Origin of the sequence: Capnocytophaga cynodegmi (genome assembly GCF_002302475.1) — a bacterium.
GTDB classification, from domain to species: domain Bacteria; phylum Bacteroidota; class Bacteroidia; order Flavobacteriales; family Flavobacteriaceae; genus Capnocytophaga; species Capnocytophaga cynodegmi.
Genome location: NZ_CP022378.1, coordinates 1,882,906 through 1,896,197 on the forward strand (window position 1 = coordinate 1,882,906; position 13,292 = coordinate 1,896,197).

17 protein-coding genes and 2 tRNA genes are annotated in these 13,292 nt (G+C 34.7%); 17 read left to right on the plus strand and 2 right to left on the minus strand.

The annotated features are described in order from the left end of the window. Positions 1-10: 10 nt before the first annotated feature. The 8 genes from CGC48_RS08375 (at position 11) to CGC48_RS08410 (ending at position 5,284) form a co-directional block, all read left to right on the plus strand. Positions 11-943, plus strand: a complete 933-nt coding sequence (locus CGC48_RS08375) for an aspartate carbamoyltransferase catalytic subunit (protein ID WP_041989753.1) — start codon at positions 11-13, stop codon at positions 941-943. A gap of 14 nt (positions 944-957) precedes the next feature. Beyond that, complete coding sequence (locus tag CGC48_RS08380) at positions 958-1,284, plus strand: ribonuclease Z (RefSeq protein ID WP_098029219.1); 327 nt, start codon at positions 958-960, stop codon at positions 1,282-1,284. An 18-nt stretch (positions 1,285-1,302) separates the two neighbouring features. Then, complete coding sequence (locus CGC48_RS08385) at positions 1,303-2,016, plus strand: outer membrane beta-barrel protein (protein WP_098029220.1); 714 nt, start codon at positions 1,303-1,305, stop codon at positions 2,014-2,016. Between the two features lie 5 nt (positions 2,017-2,021). Further along, entirely contained in the window at positions 2,022-2,933 is a 912-nt protein-coding gene (locus CGC48_RS08390; protein ID WP_098029221.1) for a ribonuclease Z, read from the plus strand. Positions 2,934-2,943: 10 nt separating this feature from the next. After that, positions 2,944-3,588: a pyridoxamine 5'-phosphate oxidase gene (gene pdxH / locus CGC48_RS08395; protein WP_098029808.1), complete on the plus strand. Its 645-nt coding sequence runs from the start codon at positions 2,944-2,946 to the stop codon at positions 3,586-3,588. Positions 3,589-3,684: 96 nt separating this feature from the next. Next, positions 3,685-3,758 (plus strand) — tRNA-Met (locus tag CGC48_RS08400). Positions 3,759-3,867: 109 nt separating this feature from the next. After that, positions 3,868-4,713 carry a GH25 family lysozyme gene (locus CGC48_RS08405; RefSeq protein ID WP_098029222.1) on the plus strand — a complete coding sequence of 282 codons (846 nt, stop codon included), beginning with the start codon at positions 3,868-3,870 and terminating at the stop codon, positions 4,711-4,713. A gap of 7 nt (positions 4,714-4,720) precedes the next feature. Beyond that, entirely contained in the window at positions 4,721-5,284 is a 564-nt protein-coding gene (locus tag CGC48_RS08410; RefSeq protein ID WP_018279196.1) for a 5-formyltetrahydrofolate cyclo-ligase, read from the plus strand. A 14-nt stretch (positions 5,285-5,298) separates the two neighbouring features. On the opposite strand, the gene CGC48_RS08415 is transcribed toward CGC48_RS08410, so the two are convergent. Both CGC48_RS08415 and CGC48_RS08420 read right to left on the minus strand, forming a co-directional pair. After that, positions 5,299-5,895: a lipoprotein signal peptidase gene (locus CGC48_RS08415; RefSeq protein ID WP_098029223.1), complete on the minus strand. Its 597-nt coding sequence runs from the start codon at positions 5,893-5,895 to the stop codon at positions 5,299-5,301. A gap of 129 nt (positions 5,896-6,024) precedes the next feature. Further along, positions 6,025-6,104, minus strand: a tRNA-Leu gene (locus tag CGC48_RS08420). A 144-nt stretch (positions 6,105-6,248) separates the two neighbouring features. On the opposite strand from CGC48_RS08420, the gene CGC48_RS08425 reads away from it, so the two are divergent. The 9 genes from CGC48_RS08425 to CGC48_RS08465 all read left to right on the plus strand — a co-directional run bounded on the left by CGC48_RS08425 (position 6,249) and on the right by CGC48_RS08465 (position 13,194). Further along, positions 6,249-7,190, plus strand: coding sequence for a ribose-phosphate pyrophosphokinase (locus tag CGC48_RS08425; protein WP_098029224.1), 942 nt, complete (start codon positions 6,249-6,251; stop codon positions 7,188-7,190). A 125-nt stretch (positions 7,191-7,315) separates the two neighbouring features. Further along, positions 7,316-7,918 carry a 50S ribosomal protein L25/general stress protein Ctc gene (locus CGC48_RS08430; protein WP_018279192.1) on the plus strand — a complete coding sequence of 201 codons (603 nt, stop codon included), beginning with the start codon at positions 7,316-7,318 and terminating at the stop codon, positions 7,916-7,918. A gap of 127 nt (positions 7,919-8,045) precedes the next feature. Beyond that, entirely contained in the window at positions 8,046-8,549 is a 504-nt protein-coding gene (locus CGC48_RS08435) for a DUF6452 family protein (RefSeq protein WP_098029225.1), read from the plus strand. Then, a complete protein-coding gene (locus tag CGC48_RS08440) occupies positions 8,515-9,258 on the plus strand; it encodes a DUF6048 family protein (protein ID WP_098029226.1) in 744 nt (247 codons plus the stop codon). The genes CGC48_RS08435 and CGC48_RS08440 overlap by 35 nt, the downstream gene beginning before the upstream one ends. 108 nt (positions 9,259-9,366) lie before the next feature. Continuing rightward, a complete protein-coding gene (gene thrS / locus CGC48_RS08445) occupies positions 9,367-11,307 on the plus strand; it encodes a threonine--tRNA ligase (RefSeq protein ID WP_098029227.1) in 1,941 nt (646 codons plus the stop codon). Positions 11,308-11,429: 122 nt separating this feature from the next. Beyond that, a complete protein-coding gene (infC, locus tag CGC48_RS08450) occupies positions 11,430-11,927 on the plus strand; it encodes a translation initiation factor IF-3 (RefSeq protein WP_111995082.1) in 498 nt (165 codons plus the stop codon). A 72-nt stretch (positions 11,928-11,999) separates the two neighbouring features. Further along, positions 12,000-12,197 (plus strand): 50S ribosomal protein L35, encoded by a 198-nt coding sequence (rpmI, locus tag CGC48_RS08455; RefSeq protein WP_018279187.1) that lies wholly within the window; start codon positions 12,000-12,002, stop codon positions 12,195-12,197. 131 nt (positions 12,198-12,328) lie between these two features. Then, positions 12,329-12,673: a 50S ribosomal protein L20 gene (gene rplT / locus CGC48_RS08460; RefSeq protein WP_018279186.1), complete on the plus strand. Its 345-nt coding sequence runs from the start codon at positions 12,329-12,331 to the stop codon at positions 12,671-12,673. Between the two features lie 218 nt (positions 12,674-12,891). Continuing rightward, entirely contained in the window at positions 12,892-13,194 is a 303-nt protein-coding gene (locus CGC48_RS08465) for a hypothetical protein (RefSeq protein WP_098029228.1), read from the plus strand. Positions 13,195-13,292 lie beyond the last annotated feature (98 nt).

Below are 13,292 nucleotides of genomic sequence, written 5' to 3' on the forward strand. Positions count from 1 at the left end.
TATAATGAATATGAGTCAGTTAAGTGTAAATCATTTATTGGGAATTAAATATCTGACAGAGAAAGACATACAATTAATCTTCGAAACCGCCGACCATTTCAAGGAGGTTATCAACAGACCAATAAAAAAAGTTCCTTCACTGCGTGATATTACGATTGCAAACTTATTTTTTGAAAACAGCACACGAACCAAACTTTCGTTTGAGTTGGCTGAAAAGCGTTTGTCAGCAGATATTATCAATTTTTCGGCATCGCAATCCTCTGTGGCTAAGGGAGAAACGCTGATAGATACGGTGAATAACATTCTTGCAATGAAAGTGGATATGGTAGTTATGCGACATCCTAACCCAGGGGCTGGAGTTTTTCTGTCAAAACACGTAAAGGCTTCCATCATAAATGCAGGAGACGGAGCTCACGAACATCCTACGCAAGCCCTATTGGACTCGTATTCTATTCGAGAAAAATTGGGAGATGTAGCGGGTAAAAAGGTTGTAATTGTGGGAGATATATTGCATTCACGAGTGGCATTGTCTAATATTTTTGCATTGCAATTGCAAGGTGCTCAAGTGAAAGTTTGCGGACCAAAAACACTCATTCCTAAATATATACACGAGCTCGGCGTTGGAGTTGAAACTGATTTGCGTAAGGCTTTGGAATGGTGCGATGTGGCGAATATGCTTCGGATACAAAATGAACGTTTGGATATCAGCTATTTCCCTTCCACACGTGAGTATGTTCAGCAATACGGACTTACCAAAGAAATATTGAATTCTTTACCTAAAGAAATTGTTGTAATGCACCCAGGACCGATTAATCGTGGGGTAGAAATTACCAGTGAAGTTGCTGATTCTAAGCAATCTGTAATCCTTCAGCAAGTGGAAAATGGAGTCGCAATCCGAATGGCAGTAATTTATCTGTTGGCTTCAAAAATAAATCAATCATAACCAAGTTTTTCAATATGACTAAAGAAAAGGATATAAAAGTTTTAAAGATTTCAAAATCAGATTTTTTGGATTTTATTTCAAATTTTAAAAATGATGAAAATTTAAAATCATTTCATTTGATATTAGATTTATTGTCTGTTAAAGATTTGGAAAATAAGGATTTAAAGCCTTTTGTTGAAATTTCAAAATTTCATAATAAAACGAATAAAAGGTCAATTGTTATTGTAAATGATGAGATTACGTACGGAAATATTCCTAATGAAGTAAATGTAACTCCCACATTACAAGAGGCTTATGATATTATTGAAATGGAAGAAATTCAACGAGATTTAGGTATTTAAATATAATCATACGATTTTATGAAAAAGTTATTGTGTTTGTTCAGTTTTTTTATGTTTGCTTACACTTTTTCACAAAGTATAACTCCTCGATTTGGACTGAATGTTGATCAGGCTTCTTATAGTAGCAAGGAGATTAATTATCCTGGTTTTACATACAATCATAGATGGATTTTTCCTAATCATTATTTTGAATTTGAGCGTCTTGATTATGGTAATGGGAAAAGTTACAAAATGGGTTATCATATTGGAGCAAATGTTGAATTTCCAATTTTTCGTTTTTTAGGTGTGGAGTCAGGAGTATTTTACACCACACGAGGTGAGAGTATTAAGGGAAATGCTAAGGAATCAAATTCTGAAATTATAAGAGGAACTTACACCGACCGTACAAATATCCATACAATTTATACACCACTGAATTTAAAATTTAACTTTAGAGTTTACAATGAATTATATTTCAATATTTTATTGGGATGTTATATGGATATTTTTTTGTCAGGAAAACGAAAATTCACTATAAGGTCTTATTCAGAGGAGGCAAAGATTCCTTTTGGAAATGATGGTTATAAACGTTATGGTTTTTCTCCTACATTAGGTGCAGGGATTACTTACAAATCTTTTGTATTTCGTTTTACTTTTGATGGTTGGACAAATTACGCCAGTGAAGCAAAAACAATCTCAACATCAAGTTTTACTTTTTCGTTAGGATATAAATTTGATTTTAAAAAGAAATAAATTTGATGGAAATCACTATTTTAGGTTGTCATAGTGCTACGCCTCGGACAAATGCTCGTCCGTCTTCGCAAGTTTTGGAAATGCGAGGGCATTTGTTTTTGATTGATTGCGGAGAAGGTTCGCAAATGGCACTGCGTAATGCTAATGTTAAGTTTTCACGCATCAAACATATTTTTATTTCGCACCTGCACGGCGACCACTTTTTTGGCTTACCAGGGCTGATTTCCACCTTTCAACTTTTGGGAAGAGAAACCGAATTACATATTTACGGACCAAAAGGCATCAAAGAAGCTATATTACTTCTGTTGAAATTAGGCGGAGCTTGGTCGTCTTTTTACATACATTTCCACGAATTGGAATCAGAGGTTTCCGAAATATTGCTTGATGATGAAAAAGTACAGGTACGGACTATTCCTTTGAAACATCGTGTTTATACTAACGGATTTCTATTTCAGGAAAAACAAACCGAACGTCGTTTGAATATAGATGCTATTCAAAATTATGGGATACAAATTTGTGATTATCAGAATATAAAAAACGGAAAAGATATTGAGTTAGAAAATGGAGAAGTGGTTCCAAATGAGCTTTTAAGTTTTGACCCAATTCTTCCGCAAAGTTATGCCTATTGTAGTGATACACTGTATTTTGAAGCACTGGCTGATGCGATTCAAGGGGTGAGGGTGATTTATCACGAATCTACATTTCTAAAACAACATAATGATTTGGCAACCAAAACGATGCATTCCACAGCCTTTCAAGCGGGATTGACTGCCAAAAAAGCCAGAGCGGAAACGCTTATTTTGGGACATTATTCATCGAGATATTCCGATAAAAAATTGTTTTTAAATGAAGCAAAAGAAGTTTTTCCTGACGTTCAATTGAGTGAAGACGGAAAGAAATTTGTTTTTCACAATTAACGAAATGATGATGCAAGAAGATTTAAGTAAATATCGAAAAAGTTACGAAAAGTGGGAATTGTTAGAAGTAAATGTCCCTGACAATCCCATACAATTGTTTCAAACTTGGTTTTATGAAGTGGAGGAAAATGGTGGGGTTGAGGAAACTAATGCAATGTCCGTTTCCACTATTGGACTTGATGGATTTCCGAAAACACGAGTCGTTCTCTTGAAAAAATATACTTATGAAGGGTTTATTTTTTATACGAATTATCTGAGTGAGAAGGGCAAAGCGATAGCTCAAAATCCGAATGTTTGTTTGTCGTTTTTTTGGGCAAGTATGGAACGACAGGTGATTATCAAGGGTGTAGCAGAGAAATTGGCTGAAAATCTCTCCGATGGATACTTTGAATCACGTCCCTTAGGAAGTAAGCTCGGAGCAGTGGTTTCTCCGCAAAGTGAGGTCATTCCGTCGAGAAAATTTCTGGAAGAGAAGTTAAAAAAATTGGAAGAAACATACACCGATGAAGTGCCTCGTCCAGAGTACTGGGGCGGATTTTTAGTACGTCCACAATCCATTGAATTTTGGCAGGGTCGTCCCAACCGATTGCACGACCGCATCAGATACACGCTAACTGATGATTACGATTGGAAGATAGAACGTTTGGCACCTTAAAATTTTGTACGTTGAGGAAAATAAAAGTAGTTTGAAAATTTTGTAAAATAAAAAAAAATATTATCTTTGCACCCGCAAACCAATAAGGTGTGTTATGGCGAGGTAGCTCAGGTGGTTAGAGCGTTGGATTCATAACTCAAAGGTCACGGGTTCAAATCCCGTCCTCGCTACAAAAAATAAAATAGAAGGAAAAGAGGTTAATTATTTAACCTCTTTTCTTTTTTTGTTTTTATTTATATATTTGCGAGGTTTACTCAGCAAAATTTTAATATAAACTCAATGAAAAAGCGAAGAAAAATATCTACCCAACGGAAAAAGAAAAGTTCCTTGAGGAATGTTTTTCTGTTACTTTTTTTATTGCTGCTCGGAGCTACGGTGGGAGGTGTTTTGTATGTTAGGCATCATTATCCTGCGCATTATCAGAAAATTATAAACAAGATATCTTCAAAAAAGAAAAATACGATATATGAAAAGCAGCGAATTGAGCAAATAATAAATAAACATAATGACAAAGTTTTTGGAATAGATTTATCTCATTATCAGGAGAGAGATGATATTGTTTGGGACAGCCTTCATTTGAGTAAAGGAACAATTAGGTTGGAATTTGCTATATTTCGGGCTACGATGGGAAATAATACAACGGATAAAAATTTCTCTTATTTTTGGAAAAAGGCAAAAAAGCATAAATTAATACGTGGTGCTTATCATTATTATCGCCCCGATGAGGATCCTGTTCTTCAGGCAAATTCCTATGTAAAAACTGTAAGCCTTGAAAAGGGAGACTTTCTTCCAATTTTAGATGTGGAAAAACTTCCCAAACATAAAACCAAAAAGCAGTATTTAGAGGATATTCAAGTGTGGTTAGATATTGTTGAAAAAGAATATGGAGTAAAGCCAATTATTTATACTTATATCAGTTTTTATGAGGATTATTTACACAGAAACTTTAAAGAATACCCTCTTTGGATAGCTAATTACAATAATGTTCCTGTACCTACATATCTTCATACTTGGAAAATGTGGCAATTTACTGAAAATGGAATTACACCAGGCTCAAAAGTCAAGATAGATTTGAATATATACAATGGGAATCGAGAAAAAATTAAAGAAATTCTAATCTTTTAGCTTAAAAATGAAAAAAAAAGAGCTTCGAACTTATTATATGCAGTTACGTTCTGGAATTTCTCAAGCAGAAATTGAAGAAAAAAGTCTGCAAATAGCAAATCAATTGTTAAAAATGCCTATTTGGGATTTAAAAACCTATCATATCTTTCTTCCAATAGAAAAAATGTACGAAATAAATACGGAATATATCTTAAATATTCTCTATGGAAAAGATAAGGATATAATTTTGCCTAAAATGAATAAACAAGATAAGTCTTTAAGTCATTTTTTGCTGACAGAACAAACTATTTTAAAGAAGAATAGTTGGGGTGTAGTAGAGCCACAAAATGGATTTGAAATTTCACCTTCAAAAATAGATTTAATTTTCGTTCCGTTACTTGCTTACGACAAAAAAGGGAATAGAATAGGCTATGGAGGCGGATATTATGACCGATTTCTTTCAGAATGCCGTTCCGATGCAATTAAAGTAGGCTTGTCTTTCTTTCCTCCCGAAGAAGAGATAAAAGATGTCTTAGAGTTTGATGTTCCGTTAGATTATTGTGTTACTCCGTTTGAAATTTTCAAATTTTGAATAAATAAAAGTATTTATTTTTTTGGGAATGCTTTTTTGTGGAATACAATTAGTAGTCCCACTGCAACAGAAATAGCTGCATCAGCCACATTAAAAACAGGTTCAAAAAATCGAAATCTTTCTCCTCCCCAAAAAGGAATCCAATTTGGTAATTGTGTGTCTATCAGAGGGAAATAAAACATATCAACAACTTTTCCGTGTAATAATGTTCCATAAGGATTATCAGAAAAGATAGTTGCAATGTTTCCGTAACTATGGTCAAAAATAACTCCATAAAAAACAGAATCAATAATATTGCCTAAAGCTCCAGCTAAGATTAAAGCAATTGAAACAATCAGAATGTTAGGTTGTTTCTTTTTTATTGAATCTACAAGCCAATATCCAATTCCGAAAACGGCTACAATCCTGAAAAGTGTCAGAAAAAGTTTTCCGTACTCTCCAGGTATTTTTGTTCCCCACGCAGCTCCTTCATTTTCAATGAATAATATCTGAAACCAACTAAAAACTTCCACCTTTTCATTCAGCATAAAGTTTGTTTTGATGTAAATTTTACTCCATTGGTCAATAATCAGGATTATTAATATGATGAAAAATGCGTGTTTTAATTTCATAAATGCTTTGATTTTATGTGAGGTACAAAAGTATATTTTTTGTTTGAGATCTCAAAATCTTAATCAATAAAGGAAAACAACAAAATAAGAATCCCTTAATAATCATTGATTATCAAGGGATTTTGCTTGTACCTGAGGAGGGAATCGAACCCTCACTCCGAAGAACACGAGTTTGAGTCGTGCGCGTCTACCAATTCCGCCACTCAGGCATCTCCTTCTTTATTTCGGGTGCAAAGATACATAAGTTTTTTTTATATGCAAAAAAAGTTGACAAAAACGTAAAAAATAATTTTTTAATTCATAAATTTGCACCCGCAAAGCAGATATAAATCAATCATACACCAAAATATATTATGGCATATATAGTACCAGAATCGAAAATTTTTGCTTGTACACAGAGTGTTGAGTTGGCAAAAAAGATTGCAGAGAAGTATGGGACTCATTTGGGAGAAGTGAAAATTTCACGTTTTAGTGATGGAGAGTTTCAACCCTCTTTTGAAGAGTCGGTGCGTGGTGCAAGGGTTTTCATTATTGGTTCAACTAATCCAAGTTGTGAAAATTTGATGGAGATGTTATTAATGTTAGATGCTGCCAAAAGAGCTTCTGCACGTCACATCACAGCGGTAATGCCTTATTTTGGTTGGGCTCGTCAGGACAGAAAGGATAAACCGAGGGTTCCGATTGCAGCAAAGTTAGTAGCGAATCTTCTGGAGTCGGCAGGGGCTACTCGTATTATCACAATGGATTTACACGCAGACCAAATTCAAGGTTTTTTTGAACGCCCAGTGGATCATTTGTATGCCTCAACTATTTTCTTACCTTATCTCCAGAGTTTAGGTCTTGAGAAGTTGTGTATGGCTTCGCCAGATATGGGAGGCTCAAAGAGAGCTTATGCGTATTCTAAGTATCTGAATAGTGAAGTTGTTGTTTGCTATAAACAACGTAAACAAGCCAATGTTATTGATACTATGGAATTGATAGGTGAGGTAGAAGGAAGGAATGTGGTTTTGGTTGATGATATGGTTGATACAGCGGGTACTTTGGTGAAAGCTGCCGAGCTAATGAAGGAACGAGGAGCCTTGAGTGTCAGAGCTGTAACAACCCACGCAATCTTAAGTGGAGGGGCTTATGAGCGTATTGAAAATTCACAATTGGAAGAACTAATTGTTACGGATTCAATTCCTTTGAAAAGAGAATCTAAGAAAATAAAAGTGCTTAGTTGTTCCGATTTGTTTGCGGAAGTTATGCACAGAGTACACGAAAACACGTCGATAAGTTCAAAATTTATAATGTAAAAAATATAAAGGTTTCATAAATCTGATTTTTTGAAATTTTTGTAGTATAATTTTTTTTAAAAAAAAGTGTAGTTTTGTTTGATAGCTACAAGATGAATAAAGTAAATAATTAAATAATTTTTTATATGCAATCAATTACAATCAAAGGATCTCAAAGAGAAAGCGTGGGTAAAGCGGCAAGCAAAGCCTTACGTAATGCTGGACAGGTACCTTGCGTGTTATACGGAGGAGACAGTGTTCTGCATTTTTCAGCACCAGAAGCAGCTTTCAAAAGCATTGTTTACACTCCAAATGTGTACACTGCTGCGATTGAATTAGGTGGAAAATCATATGCTGCTATTTTGCAAGATATTCAGTTTGACCCAGTTTCTGACAAAATTATTCACGTTGATTTCTACCAATTGCACGATGATAAAGAAATCACAATTGAAGTGCCAATCAAAATCACTGGAACTTCTCCAGGGGTTATGGCTGGAGGAATTTTGCGTATTGTTAATCGTAAATTGAAAGTGAAAGCTCTTCCAGCAAAATTGCCTGATTTTGTTGAGGTTAATATTTCAGGAATGGAAATGGGTAATAAGTTATATGTTACAAAATTACCACAAGAAGATTACAAAATTATGCATCCAGACAATACTGTTGTATGCCAAGTGAGAATTTCACGTGCTGCGATGAAAGCTGCACAAGAGGCTGCAAAAGCAGAAAAAGGAGCAAAAAAGAAAAAATAACATTTCTTCATTTTGATAATTTTGGCCGTTTCTTTTTTAAGAAGCGGCTTTTTTGTGTTTGTGTCTGAAATAAGTTTTTTCTTTTTGTTAATTAATTCTTACCTTTACCGCCTCAAAATAAGAAGGAATGAGATTTTTTGAACGATTTATTTATTTTACAATTATATCAGTATTTTTGGGAGCGTGTGAATCAGATGATTTATGCGACCGCCCAGTAAATACACCACGTTTGGTAGTTCGTTTTCACGATGTGGATGCTACTTCCACTAAAAAACCTGTAAATAATATGATTATTTACGGGAAAGATAATAATCTGATTTTAACTAATGCAACAACTGACTCTGTCGCTTTGCCTTTAAAAATAGAAACCTTGAGTACTACTTTTGTGATGGTCAGTGACGCTGTTTATGACACGGCATCAAGTACTATTACTTCCGGAAATGTTGCTACTGTGACTTTTACTTATGGTATTGAAGAAGAGTTTGTTAGTAAAGCTTGTGGCTTTAGAGTCGTCTACAACACACTTAAGGCTTCTGTAGAATCTTCTGATAATTCTTGGATAAAGTCCGTTAATGTCAAAAATACAAATGTAAAAAATGAATCAAGTGCTCAAGTACATATTTATCATTAATTTCTTGTTCGTACATTCTATTTTATCTCAGTCAGTTACAAAAGATAAAGAAGAGGAAAAATCTGTTTATAAGCAGCGTTATGGATTGCGCGTGGGAGTGGATATTAGCAAACCAATTCGTTCTTTTCTTGATGAGAATTACTATGGAATTGAATTTGTAGGAGATTATCGCATCAATTACAAATATTATATTGGAGCAGAGTTAGGAATGGAGCAAAAAAGCACTCAGGAAGATTATTTTTCATACAAAACTAAGGGACAATTTATTCGTTTTGGAGTGGATTATAATACTTACGGAAATTGGTATGGAATGGAAAATATGATTTATGTTGGAGGAAGATATGGTTTTTCTTTATTCTCTCAAGAGCTTGATTCTTACACAATTCATAAAGATAATCAGTATTGGAAAGAAAGTGTTGTTGGAAAAAATTCTAATTGGTTAAGAACTTATGACGGACGAACCGCTCATTGGTTGGAACTTGTCTTGGGAATGAAGGTAGAACTTTTGAAGAATTTGTTTGCAGGAGCAAGTGTTCATTTGGGTTTCTTGGTTGTGAATGTACAGGGTGATTTTCCAAATTACTGGATTCCAGGGTTTAATCGTGTTAGAGAAGGAAGCAGGTTTGGAGCCACATACAACTATAGTTTATCTTATTTAATACCTTTGTACAGAAAAGAAAAGAAAAAGGAAAAGCCTGAAAACGAATAAAAATATATTTGTCAAATTTTCAAAAAGAGAGGTTTAAATTTCTTTTCGAAAATGATAAAAAAATTGATTTAATTTTAATACATTTGCTGTTTCAAAAACTATAAATATATGATTAAAATTACGCTACCAGATGGTTCGGTTAAGGAAGTTGTTAAAGGAACGACTCCTTATGAAGTTGCTTTGAGCATTAGTGAAGGGTTGGCAAGAAATATATTGTCAGCAAGTTACGATGGAAAAACGATTGAAACCACGACCCCCCTAACCACCGATGGAAGTTTAGTTTTATACACTTGGAATGATGCTGAGGGCAAAAAAGCATTTTGGCATTCGTCTGCCCATATTTTGGCTCAGGCTTTGGAAGAAACTTTTTCGGGTATCAAATTGACTATCGGTCCTGCTATTGATAACGGATTCTACTATGATGTAGACTTTGGGCAGCATAGTTTTTCTGAAAAAGATATTCCAGAAATTGAGAAGAAAATGCTTGAAATTGCCAAAGGGAAGCACACTTTTTCAATGCGTTCTGTAAGTAAAAAAGACGCATTAGAGCTTTACAAAGAAAATCCATATAAAACAGAATTGATTGAAAATCTGGAAGATGGCTCAATTACATTCTGTGATCATTCCACTTTTACAGATCTTTGTCGTGGAGGGCATTTGCCTAATACGGGTTTTGTAAAAGCGGTGAAAATATTGAGTATCGCAGGAGCGTATTGGCGTGGTGATGAAAAAAACAAGCAGTTAACGCGTGTTTACGGAATTTCGTTTCCAAAACAGAAAGATTTGACGGAATATTTAGCCCTTTTGGAAGAAGCTAAAAAGCGAGACCACAGAAAGTTAGGCAAAGAGTTAGAGTTGTTTACTTTTTCAAATAAGGTTGGGCAAGGACTTCCGTTGTGGTTACCCAAAGGAGCAGCACTTCGTGAGCGTTTAGAACAATTCTTGCGGAAAGCACAAAAACAAGCTGGATATGAGCAGGTTGTGTCTCCGCATATTGGACATAAAGATTTGTATGTAACTTCAGGGCATTGGGAAAAATATGGTAAAGATAGTTTTCAACCTATTGCGACGCCTAACGAAGGTGAAGAATATTTACTAAAACCGATGAACTGTCCGCATCACTGCGAAATTTACAATTCAAAACCTTGGAGTTATCGCGATTTGCCTAAGCGATTTGCCGAATTTGGAACGGTGTATCGTTACGAGCAAAGTGGTGAACTTCACGGACTTACTCGCGTACGTTGCTTCACTCAAGACGATGCCCACATTTTTTGTACGCCAGAACAATTGGACGAGGAATTCAAAAATGTGATTGATTTGGTGTTGTATGTATTTGGTTCGCTTGGTTTTGAAAATTTTACAGCGCAAGTTTCGTTGCGTGACCCCGAAAATCCAGTTAAATATATTGGTTCCGATGAAAATTGGCAAAAAGCAGAACAGGCAATTATCAACGCTGCCAAAGAAAAAGGGTTGAATTACGTGATTGAAACGGGCGAAGCGGCTTTTTATGGTCCTAAGTTAGACTTTATGGTCAAAGATGCTTTGGGAAGAAGTTGGCAGCTTGGAACAATCCAAGTAGATTATAACTTGCCAGAGCGTTTCGATTTGTGGTATAAAGGTTCTGATAATGAATTGCATAGACCTGTTATGATACACCGAGCACCTTTCGGAAGTATGGAGCGTTTTGTGGCGATTTTGTTGGAACATACGGCGGGTAATTTCCCGCTTTGGTTGATGCCAAATCAGGCGATAATTCTTTCTTTGAGTGAAAAATATGAAAAATATGCTCAAAAAGTTTTGAATTTGTTGGAAAATTTCGAAATTCGCACACTGATTGATAATCGTAATGAAACCATTGGCAAAAAAATCCGTGAGGCAGAAACTCAAAAAATTCCGTTTATGCTGATTGTGGGTGAAAATGAGGAAAAAGAAGCCACAGTTTCTGTCAGAAAACATGGGGGAGAAAGCTTGGGAAGTATTTCTGCTGAAGCATTTGTTAAAATTGTTCAAGCAGAGGTTGATAAAAGTATTAAGAAGTTTAAGGAATGAAATTAGAAAATCAGAATTTTGATGAATTTTGATTTTAGATTAATAGATTACTAATCAAAAAATAAATAGTTATTAATAAGAGAGTTAACACACAGGGTAGAGACGACAAACAACCTCATAGAATAAATCGTGATATTCGAGTTCCAGAGGTGCGTTTGGTAGGGGAGAATGTCGAGACAGGCATATATCCTACTCGTAAGGCATTGGAAATTGCTGAAGAATTAGAGTTAGATTTGGTTGAAATATCACCAAATGCAACACCTCCTGTTTGTAAGGTAATTGATTACAAAAAATTTCTTTACGAACAGAAAAAACGTGAAAAGGAAATTAAGGCAAAAGCTACAAAAGTAGTTATCAAAGAGATTCGTTTTGGGCCTCAAACTGATGAACACGATTATGAATTTAAGAAAAAACACGGCGAAAAGTTCTTGAAAGAGGGCTCAAAAGTGAAGGCGTATGTGTTTTTCAAAGGACGCTCAATCATTTATAAAGACCAAGGTGAAATTCTGTTGTTGCGTTTGGCAACTGACCTTGAAGAATTTGGAAAAGTTGAGCAAATGCCAAAGTTAGAAGGAAAAAGAATGACAATGTTTCTTGCTCCCTTGCCTAAAAAGAAATAATTTGTATATTTGCACCCGCTTAAAAAGCGATTAGTTAATAATGAGATAATATCTAAAAAAATCAAAAGCAAAATGCCAAAAATTAAAACCAAATCTGGGGCTAAGAAACGTTTTCAAGTTACAGGCTCAGGGAAAATTAAAAGAAAGCATGCTTACAAAAGTCACATTCTGACTAAAAAATCAACAAAACGTAAGCTAAAATTAACACACACCACATTGGTTCACGCCAATGATGAAGCAAGTATCAAGAGACAATTAGGTTTGAAATAAATCTTTTGTAAATGATGCTACGGGGTATTTCAAAGTAGAGATACTTTTAGCCCCAAAGGGAATTTAATAACCATGGAGTTAGGTAATAAAAGAGTTTGAAAAAACCACCTACTACAAAAATTTAAAATTTTATGCCAAGATCAGTAAATGCAGTAGCTCGTAGAGCTCGTAGAAAAAAAATAATGAAGCAAGCCAAAGGTTTCTTTGGTCGCAGAAAAAACGTTTGGACGGTAGCTAAGAATGCTGTTGAGAAAGCAATGCAATATGCTTACAGAGACCGCCGTAATAAAAAGAGAACATTCCGTGCTTTGTGGATTGTGCGTATCAACGCAGGAGCGAGACTTCACGGGTTGTCATACTCTCAATTTATGGGGAAATTGAAAGCTAATAATATTGAGCTTAATCGTAAGGTTCTTGCTGATTTAGCAATGAATCATCCGGAAGCTTTTAAAGCTATTGTTGAAAGAGTAAAATAAACGTTTAATTAAGATATTATTTCATTAAAAAAAGTCTGGTGGGATTTCCATCAGGCTTTTTTTATTTTACTGAATAAAATAATTTATTCGTGATAAATATATTTTTTATACCTTTGTGGGCTGTCTTATTGTTGATGAGCAAATTTAGAAGAGAGTTAACTTAATTGAAATTACAAAAATCATATAAGCATTTCATTACTTTCTGCTTACTTTTCAGTATGTTGAAGGTTGCTTTTCCGATTGGTGAGTTCTTTCACGAACATCATTGTCACCATTCGGCAGAGGAAATGTGTACTCTCGCAACAGGACAAGAATGTCATCACGAAGCACATTTTTCTCACTCACACAAGCATCATCACGATTGTATTTTTCATCAACTTCACACGTTTTTTATACAATCGTACTTTATTTATAGTATACCTAATGAAAATTCCGTTGTTGAGTTTTTTACCACAAAAGATGATACAACGAGTTTTGATGTCTATATTTCTACACGAGGTCCGCCTTCTCAAATTATTTAGTAATAAATAGATAAAAACTATGTCGTTATTCCGACATAACTTTTCGTGCCTTTGTGTTTCAACACATTGAGCATATGCTTCATTGTACTTTTAATAGA